The organism is Thermobacillus sp. (genome assembly GCF_003390775.1).
GTDB classification, from domain to species: domain Bacteria; phylum Bacillota; class Bacilli; order Paenibacillales; family Paenibacillaceae; genus Thermobacillus; species Thermobacillus xylanilyticus.
Genome location: NZ_QEWA01000025.1, coordinates 20465 through 39273, shown reverse-complemented (window position 1 = coordinate 39273; position 18809 = coordinate 20465). Strand labels below are relative to the sequence as shown.

The following is an 18809-nucleotide window of genomic DNA, read 5'->3' as shown; positions in this document are numbered from 1 at the left end:
CGCCCGTTTCCATGAACGCGCAGCAGTCCAACGGCCCCCGCGGCAGACCGGATTTCCTGCTGCTCATTCTGACGCTGCTCCTGGTCGGATTCGGACTCGTCATGGTGTTCAGCGCAAGTTCGAACTATACGCTCGCCTCCGATGCGTTCAACCGGGATCCGCTCTATTTCACGAAAAGGCAGCTCGTCTGGATTGCGGCAGGCTCGTTTCTGCTGCTGGTGCTGATGAACATCCCGTACCGCCGATTCAAGACAGGCTACGTGCTGTTCTTCATACCGGCGATGATTCTGCTTGCGCTCGTGCCGTTCATCGGCGAGGAACGCAATGGCGCCCGCAGCTGGTTCGGCATCGGCACGCTCGGCATACAGCCGACCGAATTCGCCAAGCTGGCGCTCGTCATGTACCTGGGCGCCGTCATCTCCAAGAAGGACGAGCGTTTTCGTGATTTCAAGCACGGTCTGCTTCCGGTGACGCTTGTCATCGGGTTCGTCTGCTTCCTGATCATGCTGCAGCCGGACCTCGGGTCCGCGATGGTCACCGCGCTCTTCGCCGCGGTCATCCTCTTCGCCGGCGGCGCCAACATGAAGCATCTCGCCGTCCTCGGTTTGTCGGCCGCCGTCGTCATTACGGCCTTTGTGAGCGTCTCGATGCTCATGAACCCCGGCGCATGGTCATACCGGACTGAGCGGCTCACCTCATACCTTAATCCATTGGAAGACGAGCTGGGCAGCGGGTATCATCTGGTCAAGTCGCTGGAAGCGCTCGGCCACGGCGGTCTCACGGGTGCCGGGTTCGGACACAGCGTGCAGAAGCTGAAATACTTGCCTTTTCCATACAACGATTTCATCTTCTCGGTGATTGCCGAAGAATTCGGATTCATCGGATCGGTTATTTTCCTGTTGACTTATCTGTTCTTCATCTGGCGCGGAATTATCATCGCGCTGCGATGCCCCGATCCATACGGCACGCTCGTCGGCATCGGCATCATGAGCATGATCGGCATCCAGGCCATCATCAATATCGGCGGCGTCATCGGGGCGATCCCGATCACCGGCGTGACACTGCCGCTCATCAGCTACGGCGGCTCATCCATTATCGTAACGCTCGCCGGGATCGGCTTGCTGCTCAGCATATCGCGGGAATACAACCGGGTGGCGCGGCTCGAACAGGAGCAGCTTTCACGCGGCGTCAGGCCCGACGCTCCGCGATTCGGATCCGCTCCGGTCCGCCGGAGATGACGAACGTGCGGACATTTCCGATCAAAACGAGCGGGACGGCATCCTGTACGGATCCGTCCCGCTTATGTTCTCAGCCGATTCCGGTCAGTTGACACGCTGCGGCGCTTCTTCCTTCTCCTCGTCCTTGAACGCGACGCCTTCCACTTTCACGTTCACTTCCACCACGTGAAGACCGGTCATGTTCTCCACTGCCTGGCGGACATTGTCCTGGAGCTGCCGGCACACCGACTGGATCGGAATGCCGAATTGCACAATGACGCGAAGATCAATGGCCGCTTCCAGCTGCCCGACCTCGACCGAAACGCCCTTTTGTACATTTTTGCCGCTGAGTCGTTTTGCCAGTCCTTCCGATATGCCGCCCGACATGCCGGCTATGCCCGGCGTCTCCAGCGCCGCCATCCCGGCTATCGTAGCGACGACGTCGTCGGATATGCGAATGTTGCCGCCAAGAACGTCTTCGGTCATCTTCGTCATCTCCCCTGGTACTATATGTACCCATTGTAAAGGAATTGCCCGGCCCGAAGCAAGAGCGCATGAAAAAGACGAAAGGCCGCCTCTCACGGAGACAGCCTTCCTTCGCCGAGCGCTTCGTACAACAGCGCCAGATTGCGTTCAAGCGTTTGGATCATCTGTTTGCCGGTCGATTCGCTGATCAACCCGGCGCGGATCGCGAAATCGACTTCGCGCGAAAACCCGTACATCTGGGTGTCCAGCACTTCTTCATAGAGCGGACATTTGCGCGTCGTCAGATTGTCCATCTGAACTTTGATCAATTTCTCGATTTTATCTGCATCTTCCTGAAGCAGAAGAAGCGCCTTCTGATTCAGGTGAACCATGACATCCGATGAAGACACGGTACTCTCCCCCCTGCGGCCGCCCACGCCGTCTTATACTTGTATATTAGACGAATTCGGGGCAAACCTCAAGCTCGTCTGCCTGCGGGAACAGCCGCGGACCGCGAACGGGAAAGAGGAGACGCGAACGCTGGGAAGATCAGTCCGAAACAATCGTGACGTTCAGATTGTGTTTCGCAAATACTTCGGCCATTGCCGCCTTCGCTTCTTCGGCATCCGGACCGTGTACGTGAAGTTCATACGAATGGCCGCTCACAAGCGTCGTGAACAGACCGAGAATGCTCTTGACATCGATATACTTGTTCTCGGCTTGCAGCACGATGGACGAACGGAAACGGTTGGCCGTCTGGGAAATATCCACGATCGCTGCATTGTTGGACATGTCGATTCCCTCCATAGGAATAGGATGAACTTTTCTCCATGATAGCGTGATTTTACGCCGCCTACAAGAGGAAGCTGCTTATTGGTGTAATTTACGACAAATTTTCCGGATTAAGCCCTTCCAGTTCCGGGACGACAAACCGTCCGTCCTTCCGGATCAGCCGGCCGTCGAACCAGACTTCGCCTCCCCCGTACTCCGGCCGCTGGATGAGCACCAGATCCCAGTGGACGGAAGAACGGTTGCCGTTGTCGGTCTCTTCATAAGCCTGACCCGGTGTAAAATGAAGACTGCCGGCGATTTTCTCGTCAAACAGCGTATCGTTCATCGGATGCAGAATGTGCGGATTGAATCCGAGGCTGAACTCGCCGATGTACCGCGCGCCTTCGTCGGTGTCCAATATTTGATTGAGACGCTCCGGATCGTTCGCGTCGGCTTCCACGATGCGCCCGTTCACGAACGTGAACCGGATTCGCTCGAAGGTGAAACCGCCGCGGTTGCTCGGCGTATTGTAGGTGATCGTGCCGTTCACCGAATCGCGGACCGGCGCCGTGAACACCTCGCCGTCGGGAATGTTCCGCTTTCCCGAACATTTCTTCGCGCCGATGCCCTTGATCGAGAAGGTCAGGTCGGTTCCGGGACCGGTGATCCGCACCCGGTCGGTGCGTTCCATCAGCGCTTTCAGCGGTTCCATCGCCCGGTCCATCATCGCATAATCGAGGTTGCACACCCGGAAGTAGAAATCTTCGAACGCTTCCGTGCTCATGCCCGCAAGCTGCGCCATCGATGCATTCGGCCAGCGCAGCACGACCCATTTCGTCGCTTTGACCCGGCGCTCGAGATGCACCGGTCTCACATACAGCTGCTCGTACAGCCGCATGTTCGCTTCCGGAACATCGGCCAGCTCGCTGATGTTGTCGCCGGCGCGCACGCCGATATAGCCGTGCATCCGGCGCATCCGTTCAAGGTCGAACGCCGCCCACTCCTCGATCTGTTCGCGCGTCGCGTGGCGGAGCAGGGTGCGCCGCACAGAGAGGTCGGCAAGCTCGACATACGGCCGGCCGCCCCGTTTCGCGACCGCTTCAACCAGCGCCTTGGCCAGTTCCTTGTCTCCGCCGATTACTTCAATCAGCACATTTTCGCCCGGCCGGACATCAATCGAATAGCCGGCCAGCCGGTCCGCCAGTTCCGTAAGCCGCGGATCCCTCATCTCTTTCATCCTCCTCTTCTATGGCTGGGAGCCGGCATACGCGGCGGACAAGCCGCTCATGATGCAGGCGGTTTGCCGTCGAAGCCGCCCAGCATCATGCGGGTCACCCGCTCCTCCGTGCGCACTCTGCCGCCCGCCTCGTACCGGAGCACGGTCGTCTCCTCGAGCTGAAGCGGCAGCATCGTCTTGCGGTTGATCGTGACCAGCACGCCGGTCTCCGCCTGAAGATCTTTCAACATCCGGGTCAGCGATTCCTTGAAGCGCGCCGTCTCATCCGCCACGGCCCGGCGGTAGGCATCCGCAGCCGCGGCATCCGCGGTCTGGAGGCTCCCGTCAGCAAGGCCGGATTCCGCCTTCTTCGCGGCAAGTTCGAACTGCCGCATCAGCCGCTCCCGCACATCCTCCGCCGCCGCTTCCCCCGACAGCTTGATGCGCAGCGCCACACAGCCGGCCGGCGCCTTCTCGGCAAATTCGACCTCCGCCTCCCGTTTTGCAAGCTCCGCAAGCCGGGAAGCCGGAGTCGCCGCAGGGTCTGCCGCCTTTGCGGAGCCGTCGGACAGGCTGCGAATCATACGCACCGCATGGCCGGTAATCTCGCCTTCGTACGATTCCTCCTCCAGTTCGATGCCGTCGAACCGGACGGAGGTCCGGGTGCGGAACGTGTAGCGGTCCACGCCTTCCAGTCCGGCGGAAGCGATGGACAGCACTTCGTCCGGGCGACGGCCGGTCTCCGGACCGGCGCACCCGATTTGCACGGCGGCAAGAAGGATTGCCGCCCCCAGTCCGAGGCGGCGAATCGTCAACCGGCAGCCCATGGGCATCTCTCCCGCTCATCCAGGTTCTCCGCTATAGGCTGTCCCCGGATGCTGCGGGCTTATACGGCTTTCATTTCATGTCCCGGAACAAAAAAAGCCGGCCGGCCTGCCGGGCGGAGCGCTACCCGGCAATCACCGTGTTCCGGCCGCGGTTCTTGGCGGCATACAGCGCCATGTCGGCGCGGTAAAACAACGTCTCGGGACTGATCTTCTCGTCATCCTGCGTCCATTCCGATACGCCGCACGACACCGTAACATCCGGCTCGGTCTCCGCCTCGACGCGCTGCCGGATGCGGTCGGCGACGCGCAGCGCCTGCTCGACGCGCGCCATCGGCAAATACACGGCCAGTTCTTCGCCGCCCCACCGCGCCGCGATATCGGTTTCACGAATGCAGGACTTGATGACATTGCTCACCTGGACCAGAATCTGGTCACCGATCTGGTGCCCGTATGTATCGTTCACCCGTTTGAAGAAATCGATATCGACCAGGATGAGCGAGCCGCCCGGATCTTGACGCTGTCGTTTCTGAATCTGCTCATTGAGGTAATGGCGCGCGTACAGCCCCGTCAGATTGTCCGTGATGGCCATCCGCCGGACGGCGGCATGAAGCGTGGCGTTTGCGATGGCCAGCCCGACGTGCGAAGCGATCACTTGCAGCAGTTTGTAATTGTCGTAGGAGAAGAAGTTCGCGCTCCGGTGGGCGACGAGAATGACGCCGCCGACCTCGCCGCCGACGAAAATCGGCGAAGCGATGAGAGATCTTGCTCCGGTCACTTCCATCAATTTCGACTCGACATTGCCCGAGTCGCGATAATCGGAAATGATGAGCGGCTCCTTCGTCTGCATGACAATGCCGCAGAATCCGTAATCCGCGGGGAAGCTCTCGTCGACCATCGCCGGAATGTTCGACGACATCACGATAAAGCGGTGTTCTTCGCGGTCGTATTGCAGCACGCAGCAAAATTCCGCCTTGAAAACATTCAGAAACTCGCGCGTGATAAACTCGAAGATCTCTTTCGGACGGAGCGACTGGTTGAGCCGTTTCGTCATGTCGTTGATGAGCTGCAATTCCGCGATGAGCAAGTTCGATTGTTCATACAGTTTCGCGTGTTCGAACGCGGATCCGGCTTCCTCGGCAAGCATGACGAACGCAGGCAGCTCCGCTTCGTTCCATTCGCCGGCCTTGAGCTTCAGGTCCAGAACGCCGTATACCGCCTGCTTGCCGGAGAACGGCACGGCGACTTCCACGGATCCGTCCTCTCCGTACGCCGTAATCGGCCGGCTTTCGAGGAACGAGCGCGCACAGATTTCATCGACGCCCTGCTTGAAGACGAGCGGTTTGACGCGCCGGTCGACTGCCGCGTAATCCTGGGACAGATGCAGTTCCAATTCCGCGCCCGTGAACAACGTTTCGATGATGGAAATGGTCTCTCTGAGAAGCGAGGGGACGTCGATCTGGTCGTGCAGCCGGCGCACCGCGTCATGGAGCAGGTCTTTCCGCTTCCACACCCTGTCGGCTTCCCGCTGGAACTTCATGATGCGATGCAGCAAACGGCGCTCCGCCGCGGCGGCCACCCGGCTGCGGAAATGCAAAGAGCCGGCCTCCGCCAGCAAACGGCAGGCGTTCGCTCCCGCAGCCGTCGGCATGACGAAACCGAGAACCGCGCAGATGCCGTATCTCTCAGGCTCCTCGACGGAATAGGCCGCCACGTAACGGCCGTCCGGCATCGAATCCGCTTCCGCGGAGCCCCCGGAACGCATGGCGCGGGAGACGCATTCCCTGAGCACCGTCTCGACTTCTTCGGTCAGATCGCCGGCTCGCGCCAGTTCGCTCCCGTCAATGCCGAAAAGCCTGAACGCGCATCCGGACCATGCCCGGCTCTCCCCGATTTCCTTCAGCCACACCTCGAAACTGTCCGTAAGCAGCGGACGGATCGGCCTATTCCGCTCTTCGTCCGGGCGACCGGCCGGGGAAGGCGAACCGTCGACTTCGTGAACGCGCATAGGCAACCCTTCCTGCCGCACACGGCAATGCAAGATGGAACATGAACCCGACAACAATCAAAGAACAACTCTATCATACCGTATTTTTGATCTTTTTGCACTAGTTTCCGTTTTCGCAAGCCGGATTCGGCGAGAAAGGCGGGGACTTTTCTCCTACCGGCACGTTGGAAACCCGCTCCGATCTTTTTCGGGCGTCATGTTTCAAATCGTCCGGCCGCCCCTTGCGGCCGGACGCGCCGAAGTGCAGAAAATGCAGACGCGCCTTGACATCGGGCCGCGTTTATCTATAATATCTATGTGTTGAATAGGGCTACGGTTTAGTGTCACCCTCCCGATGTCTGCCGCCGGCGGGCCGCGGCTGATTTTTGCCCGCCGGGACCGGATCCGCGGTTGCAAGGCGGCGTCGGCGAATCGTTAACCCTTTTTCAAACAACCATTTGAAGAAGGAGCACATTCCACACATGGCACGTTACACTGGACCCAAATTCAAATTGAGCCGCCGGCTCGGCATTTCGCTGAGCGGCACCGGCAAAGAACTGAAACGTCCTTTCCCGCCGGGTCAACACGGCCCCGGCCAGCGCCGCAAAGTGAGCGGCTACGGCGCACAGCTGATGGAGAAGCAGAAGCTCCGCCACATGTACGGCCTCAGCGAGAAGCAATTCCGCAACCTGTTCGACAAGGCCGTCAAGATGAAAGGCATCGCGGGCGAGAACTTCATGTTCCTGCTGGAAAGCCGGCTTGACAACCTCGTCTATCGGCTCGGTTTCGCGAACAGCCGCGCCGGAGCGCGCCAACTGGTCGCCCACGGGCACGTGACGGTCAACGGCAAGAAGGTCGACATCCCGTCCTACCAGGTATCGCCGGGCGACGTCATCGGTCTGCGCGAGCGCAGCCGCAGCCTGAAAGTGATCAAAGAAGCGCTTGAAGCCCGCCGCCATCTGCCGAACTATCTCGAGTTCAACGAACAGGCGATGGAAGGCCGCTATATCCGGCTGCCGGAACGTTCCGAGCTGACCCAGGACATCGACGAACGTCAAATCGTCGAGTTCTACAGCCGCTGATCTTCGGCGCAACGACAAAGGGCCCCTTCCCTCTTCGCGAGGGGAAGGCGGCCCTTGTGTTTTGCATCCGTTCCGGTCAGACCAGGCGAATCTTCACGAACTTCCGCTTGCCGACCTGCACGATGTCGCCGTCCTGCGGCTGGATCATCTCGTTCGGATCCTCGATTCGTCGCTCGTTCACCCGCACGGCGCCCTGCTGCACGCTGCGCCGCGCTTCGCTGCCGGACTGCTGCAGCCCCAGCGCCGTAAGCAGCTTCACGATGCGGATCGCCCCGTCCTCCAGGTCGCTGAGACGAAGATCGACCGATTCGATGTCATCGGGCAAGGCGCGCTGCTGGAAGACGGTCACGAAATGGCGTTCCGCCGCCTCTGCCGCCTCCTCGCCGTGATACATCCGGACAAAGGTGCGGGCGAGCCGCATTTTCGCATCGCGGGGATGAACGGAGCCGTCCTTGAGCCCCCTCCGCAGCTCCTCAAGCTCCTCCAGCGAAATGTCCGTCGCGAGTTCGTAATATTTCACCATCAGCTCGTCCGGCACGGACATCGCCTTGCCGTAAATCTCGTTCGGTTCTTCGTCGATGCCGATGTAGTTGCCGAGGCTTTTGCTCATCTTGTTCACGCCGTCGAGCCCTTCAAGAAGCGGCAGCATGATCGCCGCCTGCTGCGCCTTGCCGTATTCTTTCTGCAGCATCCGGCCCATGAGCAGATTAAACTTCTGGTCCGTTCCGCCGAGCTCGATGTCGCTTTCCAGCGCCACGGAATCGTACCCCTGCATGAGCGGATAGAAGAACTCGTGGATGCTGATCGGCTGTCCGGACTGGTACCGCTTCGTGAAATCGTCACGCTCCAGCATCCGGGCGACCGTCATCTTGGCGGCCAGTCCCACGACATCGGCGAACGACATCGGCGCAAGCCATGCGGAGTTGTAATGGATCGTCGTCCGGGCCGGATCAAGAATCTTGAAGATCTGTTTCTGGTATGTCTCGGCGTTTCGCTTCACGTCTTCTTCCGAAAGCTGCTTGCGCGTCTCGGATTTGCCGGTCGGGTCGCCGATCCTTCCGGTAAAATCGCCGATGATGAGCTGCACCTCGTGGCCGAGCTGCTGGAACTGGCGCAGTTTGTGCAGCACGACCGTATGGCCGATGTGGATGTCCGGGGCGGACGGATCAAGCCCCAGTTTCACTTTGAGCGGCCTTCCCGTCCGGACGGATTCGGCCACCTTCGCTTCCAATTCTTCTTCCGGCACAATCTCGACGACGCCGCGGCGGATCACCGCCAGCTGACGTTCCACTTCCGCCCGCTGCTCGGGCGAAAGCTCCACTCGATCTGACATGACTGTTCCTCCGTTCACCTGTAACGTTCTGACCCGCAACGCGCGGCATATGCCGCAAAACAGCAAAAAAGCCCCTTCGTCCAAGGGACGAGAAGGACTTGCTGCCCGCGGTACCACCCTCGTTAAAGCGCGCAACCCGGCCGGAGTTCACGCTTTCACTCGCTGCGCGATAACGGGCGCATCCGGGTCCGGCTACTTGTTCCGCAGCATGTTCGCCGAACCGGCTCGGGGATGTAATTCGCCCGCGGCCCGCAACCGGTTCGCAGCTCCCACCGGCTCTCTGGATGCGGCCATCCGCTGGCTACTCGTTCCCGTCATTGCCTGTTTCAAAAATCCGATACCAGCGTTATACCACACGCGGAAGCGGCTCGTCAACCGCGCGCGGCCCGCCGCCCGGACGCGATTCCAAACCTTGCGCGGCAAAAATGTGCTATAATGGTAGTCGTGATTCGGAGGGGGAGATACAACCATATGGAAAAGAGCAATAAGCCTCCCGGAAGAAACGGATGGCTGGTCTTCGGTTATGCCGCATGGCAGACCTTCAAATGGCTCTTCATCTTCTGCTTCATCTTCGCCCTGTTCGCCGGCGGCGCCGTCGCCGGCTATGTCGCTTCCCTGGTGAAAGACGAGCCGGTGCGGTCGCGTTCGTATATCGAAAGCAAGATCGGCGACTACGACGTGACGGGATACGTTTACTTCAACGACGACACGCCGGTCGGCCAGCTTCGCACCGAGGAAGACCGCCAGCTTGTCACGTATGACAAGATTCCTCAGGTGGTCATCGATGCGGTGCTCGCGATTGAAGACGACGATTTCTTCAAACATATGGGCATCGACATCTGGGCGCTCGGACGAGCCGTCAAGCAGAAATTGCTGAACGAGGACACCCGGACGGGCGGCAGCACGCTGACGCAGCAGCTCGCCCGGCAGGTGTTCCTGTCGCTCGAAGTCACGGACAGCCGCAAAGTGCGGGAAATTTTCCTCGCGCTCCGGCTGGAAAGATTCCTTTCGAAGGAAGAGATTCTGACCGCGTACCTCAACAAGGTGCACTTCGGCAACGGCTCGTCCGGTTACAACCTGTACGGCATCAAAGCGGCGGCCAAAGGGATTTTCGGCATTGAGGACCTGAACCAGCTCAATATCGCCCAGGCGGCCTATCTGGCCGGCCTGCCTCAGCGTCCGGCCGCCTATACGGCCTTCACGAGCAAGGGCGAGTACAACGAAGAAGGCATCGGCTATGCGATCAATCGGCAGAAGCTCGTGCTCCGGCGGATGCTCGAGACCGGACGCATCACGCGGGAACAATACGATGAAGCGCTGGCGTTCGACATCCGCGCGTCGCTCGCGAAGCCGGAGAAGAAAGCCTACAATACCTATCCGTACCTGATGCTCGAAGCGGAGCGCCAGGCAGTCGAGATTCTGCTCCTGTCGGAGAATCCGGACCTGACGAAAGCCGATCTCGCCAAGCCGGAATTCGCCTACAAGATCGAGGAAAAACGCGAGGAATTGCTGCGCGGCGGCTATCACATCTATACGACGATCGACAAGGAAGTCTACGATTTGATGCGTGCAATCGCGTCGAATCCGGACAACTTCTCCCCCGACCATAAAGAGAAAGGCATCGAGCAGGTTGCGGCGATGATGATCGACCACAAGACGGGCGCCATCCTCGGCATGATCGAAGGACGCGACTTCTATGTGGAACAGATGAACTATGCGACGCAGATGACGCGTCAGCCGGGTTCGACGATGAAGACGATCGCCGCCTATCTGCCCGCCATTGACGCGGGACTTGTGCAGCCGGCGTCCATTCTGGACGATGCGCCGATCGTGCTCAAGGACGGCCAGAAAGGCTTCCACTTCCCGAAGAACTCGGCCGGCAACTCGTCTCACGGCGGCTACAACGGGCTCGTAACGGCGAGAGAAGCCCTCAACCGCTCGCTCAACCTGCCCGCGCTGAAACTGTTCCTGGATAAGGTGACGATCCCGAAAGCCTGGGAATTCGTGCGCAAATTGGGCATCACCACGCTGCAGCCGGAAGACGACTACGCCCAGACGGGTGTCATCGGCGGGCTCAGCGTCGGCGTTACGGTCGAGGAGCTTACGAACGCCTACGGCGCCATTCCGAACGGCGGCGTGTTCAACGACGCGTACATGATCCGCAAGATTACGGACAGCTCCGGCAAGATCATCTACGAGCACAAACCGCGTCCTCAGCAAGTGTTCTCCGACCGGACGGCGTTCCTCGTCACGGACATGCTGCGCACGGTCATTACCAACGGCACCGGTTCCGTCGTGCGGCGGGAATACGAGAACAAGGAAATTCCGATTGCCGGGAAAACAGGATCGACGCAAAGCTACGGAGACGTCTGGTTCATGGGGTTCACGCCGGATATTACGCTCGGGGTATGGGCGGGACACAAGAAGCCGGTCCATACGCTCACCGGCGACGCGCGCTACCGGGCCCAGCACATCTGGGCGAAGATCATGAACGAGGTGACGAAGGCGCGGCCCGACCTGTTCCCTACGAAGGAGTTCAAGCAGCCGGAGGGCATCGTGAAGGCGACGGTGTCTGGCGTCAGCGGCAAGCGGCCGACTCAACTGACCAGACAGTACGGCAAACTGGTCACCGACTGGTTCAATAAAGACTATCTCCCGAAAGAAGAGGACGATGCGCTCGTCAAGATGAAGGTGATCAACTACAAGGGCATCCCTTACATAGCCCAGCTGACGACGCCGTCCGACTTTGTACGGGAAGAAATTCTCATCGTCCGGGAGAAGCCGCTCGACGTGCTGTTCGAGGAGATTGAAGCCGCGATGGCGCAGATGCCGGCGTCCAGCCGCAGGCCGCTGTCGTACTTCATCCCGAAGGATGCGGCGAACAACGCGCCGTCGAGGGTGGACCCGCGGGTCGACGACGGACGCGATCCTTCGCCGCCCACCCAGCTTGCGGTTGAGGAGCTCACCGATGCCTCCGCCGTTCGGATCACGTTCAAAGGCGCGCCCGAAGCGGATGTTGTCGGCTACCGGCTGTACCGCTCGATGAACGGCGGCCCGTTCGTGAAGACGGGAGAGTCGATCTATCATGTCGAAAACATGCGGTTCATCAACTATGTCTCGGCGGCCAATCATTACCGCTATTACATCACGACGGTCGACGTCGCGGGAAGGGAGTCGGCGCCGAGCGCCATCGTCACCTACGGCAGCGGGCCGTCCGTCCAGCAGCCGTCTCCGTACGGTTCCCAAGATCCTCAGGCGGCCTTGCCGGACGGCGAGACTGACCAGGAGCCGCAGGGCGCGGAACCTTCCGTGCCTGGCGGCCTCGCGATCGAGCGGACCGAGATCGGCTTTTCCGTGAAATGGAACGCCAATCCGGAAGCCGAACGCGTGGAGACCTACCGGATCTACTTCAGTGAAGATGGCAGCCTGTACCGACGAATCGGGGAAGTGAACACGAACCGGTTCGAATATGTCTCGCCCATCGCCACGGGCTACATCCGGGTGACGGCCGTGAATGCCGCCGGCGAATCACCGGCTTCGGCTCCGGTTGCCCTTCCCGAATAGCGGACATGACAACGGGCGCCATCCGGTCAGTGCGATGACCGGATGGCGCTCCCGTCTTCTGTCCGCAATTCCCGATTGTCAATCCTCAATCGTCGACAAGTCGCCGGTCGGGAGGTTCAACTCCCAGGCTTTCAGCACGCGGCGCATAATCTTGCCGCTGCGGGTTTTCGGCAGTTTGTCCTTGAACTCAATCTCCCGCGGCGCCGCATGGGCGGACAGCCCTTCCTTCACGAACCTCGCGATATCCTGCTTCAGCTCTTCGGACGGCGTATAGCCTTCGCGCAGCGAAATGAACGCCTTGATGATCTCGCCGCGTACCGGATCGGGTTTGCCGATGACGCCGGCTTCCGCAACGGCCGGGTGCTCGACGAGCTTGCTCTCGACTTCGAACGGTCCGACGCGTTCGCCCGACGTGTTGATCACGTCGTCAATCCGGCCCTGGAACCAGAAGTAGCCTTCCTCGTCCACGTAAGCCGAATCGCCGGAAATATACCAGCCCGGAATGCGGAAATATTCTTCGTACTTTGCGGGATTGTTCCAGATCTTGCGCATCATGGACGGCCAGGGTGTGCGGATTGCCAGGTTGCCCATCCGGTAAGACGGCAGCTCATTGCCCTGATCGTCGATGATGGCGGCCTTGATACCCGGAAGCGGGCGGCCCATCGATCCCGGTTTGATGTCCATGCATGGATAATTGCAGATCAACTGTGCGCCCGTCTCCGTCATCCACCAGGTGTCATGAATGCGCTGGCCGTAGACTTTGAGTCCCCAGCGGACAACTTCCGGATTGAGCGGCTCGCCTACGCTCATGACATGGCGCAAGCTCGACAGATTGAACTGCTTGACGATCTCATCGCCGGCGCCCATCAGCATGCGGAATGCCGTCGGTGCGCTGTACCAGACCGTTACACCGTATTTCTCGATCGTGCTGTACCAGTCCTGCGGGCTGAAACGGCCGCCGCGCACGACGTTCGTCACCCCGTGCAGCCAGGGCGCGAATATTCCGTAGCTGGTGCCTGTCACCCAGCCCGGATCCGCCGTACACCAGTAAGTGTCGTCCTCCTTCAGGTCGAGTACGAATTTGCCGGTGACATAGTGCTGAATCATGGCGTTCTGCACATGGTAAACGCCCTTCGGCTTGCCGGTCGATCCCGACGTGTAGTGGAGAATCAGGCCGTCCTCGCGGCCGAGCCATTCGATGTCGGCCTCGTCCGAAGCCTGCGCCATCTCGGCTTCGAAATCGACGAATCCTTCGCCTTCCGGCGCGCCGCCGACCACGATGATGTGCTTCAGGTCGGGCAACTCGTCCTTCGGCACGCGATGCAGCAGCGCAGGGGTCGTCACAATGGCAACGGCTCCCGCATCAAGCAGCCGGTCCTTGACCGCCGTCTCCATGAACGCCTCGAACAGTGGACCAACGACGGCGCCGACCTTCAGGCTGCCGAGCAGGCTGATGTACAGTTCCGGCGTCCGGGGCATGAAGATGAAGACACGGTCGCCTTTCGCCACGCCCAGCTTCCGCAGCACGTTCGCGAAACGGTTCGAACGTTTCGCCAGTTCTGCGAACGTATACGATTCGTCGCGGACGGCGTCGCTGTAAAGGAGCGCGATTTTGTCCCCTTTTCCGGACTCGACATGCCGGTCGATCGCTTCATACGCCATGTTCACCCGGCCGGTCGTATGCCAGGAGAAGGCTTTCTCCGCTTCCTCGAACGAGAAGGAGGCATACGTCTCCTCATAGTTCTTCATGTTCGGGTTTGCTGCGACCGGCGCGATTCGTTCCTGGTGACGGTCTTCCATGCTGGAAATCAACCTCCCATGTGACGATTACTTCGCCGTTACCCGCAAGAATGCGCTTACACGTCGGTTTACCGAAACTGCTCCTGAATCAGCGCGTTATGCAGGCAGACAACGCCATTATAGCACAACTGTCCGCGCATCGCCTATACTTCTCACGGGCTGCGGAATCTGCTACGATGGACGAAGAAACTTCTGAAGCCGGAAATGACTGCGTTTCAAGCGGACAGGAGGCCGCAGACCATGGAGCACCGCAAAATCTACCACTGCGTTCGCGTGACGACCCCGAAGGGCGAGCTGATCGTGGAGGGACCGGTTCCTCCGGAGAGGCTCGCCGGCTTTACGATGCATCCGAAGCTGGACGCTTTCCGCCGTCCTGCCGAGCAGCATGCCGCGCTCATCGAAATCGCGGGTCTGCCCGAAGGGCGAATCATAATTGCCCGCGACGGGCAGACGATCGTCGGCTACGTGACGTTCCATTACCCGGACGAACTGGAACGGTGGTCTGCAGGCGGACTCGAGGATCTGATCGAGCTCGGCGCGATCGAGGTCGCGGACGACTACCGCTCATGCGGGCTCGGCAAGCGGATGATCCGGCTCGCATTTGAAGACGGTCAGCTCGAAAACGCCATCGTCTTCACGACGGAATATTACTGGCATTGGGATCTGGAAGGCAGCGGTCTGAACGTGTGGCAGTACCGCGAAATGATGGAGAGGCTGATGAAGTCCGTCGACATGGTCTGGCATGCCACGGACGATCCGGAGATTTGCGCGCATCCCGCAAACTGCCTGATGGTGCGCATCGGCAAGGAGGTGCCGCTCGAATCGATCGAACGGTTCGACCGCATCCGCTTCCAGCGGCGGATCATGTACTGATCCGGCTTGTCAGAAGTTCAGCGGAAAGGAAGAACGCAGAATGCCGGAAAACGCCGTATTCGTTCACCATGCCGGCGAAATCCGATATAAATTCAACGAAAGCCATCCCTTCAATCCGAAACGGCTGACGCTCGCCATCGACCTTCTGCGGCGGATGGGCGCGCTGAACGACGCGCAGATTGCGGTGCCCGAGCCGGCTACAGATGAACAGCTGCTTCGCATTCACCGCGCCGATTATGTGCGGATCGTGCGCGCCCTCAGCGTGCCCGAGCCCGCGCAGGCCGATCTGGATGACGCGGGACGATACGGGCTGGACACCGAGGATACGCCGTGCTTTCCGGGCATGCATGACGCGGCCGCACTGATCGTCGGCGGGTCGCTGCTCGCCGCCGAGCTCGTCATGTCCGGCAAGGCCGGCCACGCCTACCATATGGCCGGCGGGCTGCATCACGCGCTGCCTGGCAGAGGCTCCGGCTTCTGCATCTACAACGACGCGGCTGCCGCGATCGCCCACATCCGCAAGCATTGGGGCGCCAGAGTCATGTATATCGACACGGACGTGCATCACGGCGACGGCGTGCAATGGATGTTCTACTCCGATCCCGACATCATGACGTACTCGATCCACGAGACAGGTAAATATTTGTTTCCCGGCACGGGTTTTGTCCACGAACGCGGTGAAGGAGAGGGATACGGCCGGTCGGTCAACATGCCGGTCGAGCCGTACACGGAGGACGAGTCGTGGCTGGAATGTTTCCGCGATACCGTCCGGCGCGCCGCGGAATCGTTCAGGCCCGACGTCATCGTCAGTCAGCACGGCTGCGACGCGCACGCCTACGACCCGCTGTCGCACATTCATTGCAGCATGTCCATCTACGCCGAAATGCCCGCCGTCATCCATGAACTGGCCCATCAGTACGCGGACGGGCGGTGGATCGCCGTCGGCGGCGGCGGCTACGACATCTGGCGCGTCGTGCCGCGCGCCTGGTCGCTCGTCTGGCTGGAGATGACCGATCATCCTGCGGCGGCCGCGACCCGGAAAGGCGGCGACGGCGGCCGGCTGCCGGAAGACTGGATCCGCGCCTGGCAGGCCGAAAGCCCCGTGGCGCTCCCCGGGACATGGCTCGACGATGCGGAGAGCTGGACGCCGATTCCCCGGCGGGATGCCATTGCGGAAGCGAACCGCCGCACGAAGGAGCTCGCCGTCCAATTTCTGTGACATTGCAAGCAAGAACGGCTGGCGCCAAAAAGACCGTTCCAACGTTATTGGAACGGTCTCTTCACATTCGTTATGCCATGTCCCCCATGCGCATGATCATCGCCTCGACGAGCCGGTACGAACGGTTGGACGCTTCGACGGTGAACGCCTCGAAGCTGTCTGGCGCGCCGCCGTCGGCGCGGTCCGACATCGAGCGGATGATGACGAACGGCACGCCGTTCATCGCGCACACCTGTGCGACCGCCGCGCCTTCCATCTCGACGCATGCGCCGCCCATCGTCTCGCGCAATTCCCGCACCGTCTCGCGGCTCGCGATGAACTGGTCGCCGGACAACACTTTCCCCGTCCGGCACCGGCCGGGAAACAGGGATTCGCCCGCGCTGACGGCCAGCCCGACAAGCCTGTCGTCCGCAGCGAATTCCGATTGCTCCTGGAACGGAATGACGCCGCGCGGGAATCCGAGCGCCGTCACGTCCATATCGTGCTGCTGGCAGACGGTCGAGATGACGATGTCGCCGACGTTCAAATCCGGATCGAGCGCGCCGGCGACGCCGGTGAACAATACGCAGTCCACGCCCTGATCAATCAGCACTTGCGTGCATATGGCCGCGTTCACCTTGCCGACGCCCGAGCGGCAGAAAATCACTTGCTTGCCGTGAAGTTCGCCCGTCGCATAATCAATGCCGGCTTTCGAACGGGTGCCGGTCACCCGCACATTCCGATGCAGAAGCTCCACTTCTTCTTTCATGGCTCCGATGATGCCGACAGTTCCGAATGTCATGTGCTGCTTCGCCCTCTTTCGCTGTGGTGCAAGACAGAAAACGGCTGTCCGTCCCCCCCAAGACTGGCGAGGACGGAAGCCGTTCAACCTGTACGAATCACGATCGGTTAATGCGCGGCGGCCACGGATTGCCGCGTGATCAGTTCGTGCGGCAGAATGACGCGCAGCTGATCGACCCGCTCCTTCTTCATCAGCTTGGTCAGGAGGCGCATGGACACGGCCCCGATGTCATACATCGGCTGGGCGACGGACGACAGCTGCGGCCGCACCATCGACGCCATGCGCGTGTTGTCCACGCTGATAACGGATACATCTTCCGGCACTCGCAGGCCGAAATCCTGGATATAGTGGATGGCTCCGATCGCCATCTCGTCCGTGGCGGCGAAGACAGCCGTCGGCCGTTCATCCAGTTCGAGGAAATACTTCATCGCCTCGACGCCGGATTCATAGCGGTAATTGCCGACGCGTACCAGCGATTCGTCGTAAGGAATGCCGGCCGCTTCCAATGCCCGCCGGTACCCCTGGAACCGGGCATACCCGTTAGACGGGTCCTGCAGCGTGCCGCTGATCATCGCGATGCGGCGATGACCCGCGCCCGTGAGCGCCGACACCGCGTCAAATGCCGCCGATTCGTGATCGATATCCACGGACGGCATCGAGCCATGCTCATCGGTCGTGGCGCACAGCACGATCGGGACATTCGCGGACTTGAACGCCTGCAGATGCTCCTCCGTCACGGTGCCGCCCATGAACAGCAGCCCGTCCACCTGCTTCTCCAGCAGCGTGTTGACCACGCGGATTTCCTTGTCCTTGCGTTTGTCCGCGTTGCACAGGATGATATTGTAATGATACATGTTGGCGATATCTTCGATACCCCGCGCCACTTCCGCGAAGATCGCGTTCGAAATGTCCGGGATGACAACGCCGACCGTCGTCGTCTTCTTGCTCGCAAGTCCCCGCGCGACCGCGTTGGGACGATAGCCGAGCCGTTCGATCGCTTCGAACACCTTCTTGCGCGTCTGCGGCTTTACGTTCGGGTTGTTGTTCACAACCCGGGACACCGTCGCCATCGAGACTCCGGCTTCACGCGCTACATCATAAATGGTTACCGTCACGTTCCTTCTCTCCATATCTCGATTTAGTCGTCATGCCGCCGTCCGCCGTGAATAGCATTCATTGGTTATCATTTTACGACAAATTCGGGACGAGCGCAACGCAAACCGATCACGGGGATTGGGCAGACGAACATTTATGTATTCGGTGTTCTGCGCGTAATCTGGGACAATCGGCTGCGCAATTCCTCCTGCCAGCCGACATCGCCCAGCGACTGCGCCAGCAAGTGCAGATCCAGCAGCGCATTGACGCGCTCCTCGACCAACCGTTCGACTTCCCGGGCGTCGGGTTCTTTGCCGCCCATCCCGGCCTGCAGCAGCAGATCGGCCCACTCGCTCCATTCGCTGAAGGAAAACGACTGCCTCGGCGGCTTCTCGCCCAGCTTTACGATCAACCCCGTCAAATCCGGCTTGACTTCCGGAAACACTTCGTTGCGGTTGCAGGCCGGACATGAATAAATCGGCACATTGTCAATCTCGACACGTCCCGAATAGATGACGGTGGACAGCCGGATCTTCATCTCGCTGCCGCAGGAACACCATTTGCGCAAGTCTGTCACTCCTT

The 18809-nt window shown here is 60.3% G+C and carries 16 protein-coding genes and 1 other annotated feature; of the genes, 5 read left to right on the top strand and 11 right to left on the bottom strand.

Features of this window, described 5'->3' with window-relative positions; all coding sequences use genetic code 11:
* Nucleotides 1-11: 11 nt before the first annotated feature.
* Complete coding sequence (ftsW, locus tag C6W55_RS02960; RefSeq protein ID WP_015255071.1) at nucleotides 12-1238, top strand: putative lipid II flippase FtsW; 1227 nt, start codon at nucleotides 12-14, stop codon at nucleotides 1236-1238.
* Between the two features lie 84 nt (nucleotides 1239-1322).
* On the opposite strand, the gene C6W55_RS02955 is transcribed toward ftsW, so the two are convergent.
* The 6 genes from C6W55_RS02955 to C6W55_RS02930 form a co-directional block, all read right to left on the bottom strand.
* Nucleotides 1323-1703, bottom strand: a complete 381-nt coding sequence (locus tag C6W55_RS02955) for an Asp23/Gls24 family envelope stress response protein (RefSeq protein WP_015255072.1) — start codon at nucleotides 1701-1703, stop codon at nucleotides 1323-1325.
* A gap of 92 nt (nucleotides 1704-1795) precedes the next feature.
* Complete coding sequence (locus C6W55_RS02950) at nucleotides 1796-2092, bottom strand: Fpa/YlaN family protein (RefSeq protein WP_015255073.1); 297 nt, start codon at nucleotides 2090-2092, stop codon at nucleotides 1796-1798.
* A 139-nt stretch (nucleotides 2093-2231) separates the two neighbouring features.
* Nucleotides 2232-2474: an HPr family phosphocarrier protein gene (locus C6W55_RS02945; RefSeq protein ID WP_015255074.1), complete on the bottom strand. Its 243-nt coding sequence runs from the start codon at nucleotides 2472-2474 to the stop codon at nucleotides 2232-2234.
* A gap of 91 nt (nucleotides 2475-2565) precedes the next feature.
* Nucleotides 2566-3681 carry an aminopeptidase gene (locus tag C6W55_RS02940; protein WP_286891389.1) on the bottom strand — a complete coding sequence of 372 codons (1116 nt, stop codon included), beginning with the start codon at nucleotides 3679-3681 and terminating at the stop codon, nucleotides 2566-2568.
* Between the two features lie 56 nt (nucleotides 3682-3737).
* Nucleotides 3738-4496: a hypothetical protein gene (locus C6W55_RS02935; RefSeq protein ID WP_015255076.1), complete on the bottom strand. Its 759-nt coding sequence runs from the start codon at nucleotides 4494-4496 to the stop codon at nucleotides 3738-3740.
* A gap of 121 nt (nucleotides 4497-4617) precedes the next feature.
* Nucleotides 4618-6501 carry a sensor domain-containing diguanylate cyclase gene (locus tag C6W55_RS02930; protein WP_286891387.1) on the bottom strand — a complete coding sequence of 628 codons (1884 nt, stop codon included), beginning with the start codon at nucleotides 6499-6501 and terminating at the stop codon, nucleotides 4618-4620.
* A gap of 461 nt (nucleotides 6502-6962) precedes the next feature.
* Between C6W55_RS02930 and rpsD the strand changes: the two genes are divergently transcribed.
* Nucleotides 6963-7562, top strand: a complete 600-nt coding sequence (gene rpsD, locus C6W55_RS02925; protein ID WP_286891385.1) for a 30S ribosomal protein S4 — start codon at nucleotides 6963-6965, stop codon at nucleotides 7560-7562.
* 76 nt (nucleotides 7563-7638) lie between these two features.
* Here the strand turns inward: rpsD and tyrS are convergent, their stop codons facing one another.
* A complete protein-coding gene (gene tyrS, locus C6W55_RS02920; protein WP_015255079.1) occupies nucleotides 7639-8895 on the bottom strand; it encodes a tyrosine--tRNA ligase in 1257 nt (418 codons plus the stop codon).
* Nucleotides 8896-8975: 80 nt separating this feature from the next.
* Nucleotides 8976-9222, bottom strand: a binding site (T-box leader).
* Nucleotides 9223-9366: 144 nt separating this feature from the next.
* Between tyrS and C6W55_RS02915 the strand changes: the two genes are divergently transcribed.
* On the top strand, nucleotides 9367-12459 hold the full coding sequence (locus C6W55_RS02915; protein ID WP_286891383.1) for a transglycosylase domain-containing protein: 3093 nt from the start codon (nucleotides 9367-9369) through the stop codon (nucleotides 12457-12459).
* A 78-nt stretch (nucleotides 12460-12537) separates the two neighbouring features.
* Here the strand turns inward: C6W55_RS02915 and acsA are convergent, their stop codons facing one another.
* Nucleotides 12538-14259 (bottom strand): acetate--CoA ligase, encoded by a 1722-nt coding sequence (gene acsA / locus C6W55_RS02910; RefSeq protein ID WP_015255081.1) that lies wholly within the window; start codon nucleotides 14257-14259, stop codon nucleotides 12538-12540.
* A 240-nt stretch (nucleotides 14260-14499) separates the two neighbouring features.
* Between acsA and C6W55_RS02905 the strand changes: the two genes are divergently transcribed.
* A complete protein-coding gene (locus tag C6W55_RS02905) occupies nucleotides 14500-15132 on the top strand; it encodes a GNAT family N-acetyltransferase (protein WP_286891381.1) in 633 nt (210 codons plus the stop codon).
* Between the two features lie 40 nt (nucleotides 15133-15172).
* Nucleotides 15173-16351, top strand: a complete 1179-nt coding sequence (locus tag C6W55_RS02900) for an acetoin utilization protein AcuC (RefSeq protein ID WP_286891380.1) — start codon at nucleotides 15173-15175, stop codon at nucleotides 16349-16351.
* A gap of 70 nt (nucleotides 16352-16421) precedes the next feature.
* Here the strand turns inward: C6W55_RS02900 and C6W55_RS02895 are convergent, their stop codons facing one another.
* The 3 genes from C6W55_RS02895 to C6W55_RS02885 form a co-directional block, all read right to left on the bottom strand.
* The gene (locus C6W55_RS02895) at nucleotides 16422-17132 is read right to left on the bottom strand and encodes a 5'-methylthioadenosine/adenosylhomocysteine nucleosidase (RefSeq protein ID WP_286891378.1); all 711 of its coding nucleotides are present in this window, start codon (nucleotides 17130-17132) and stop codon (nucleotides 16422-16424) included.
* A gap of 107 nt (nucleotides 17133-17239) precedes the next feature.
* A complete protein-coding gene (ccpA, locus tag C6W55_RS02890; protein ID WP_015255083.1) occupies nucleotides 17240-18247 on the bottom strand; it encodes a catabolite control protein A in 1008 nt (335 codons plus the stop codon).
* A gap of 134 nt (nucleotides 18248-18381) precedes the next feature.
* Complete coding sequence (locus C6W55_RS02885; RefSeq protein WP_286891376.1) at nucleotides 18382-18795, bottom strand: hypothetical protein; 414 nt, start codon at nucleotides 18793-18795, stop codon at nucleotides 18382-18384.
* Between the last annotated feature and the right edge of the window lie 14 nt (nucleotides 18796-18809).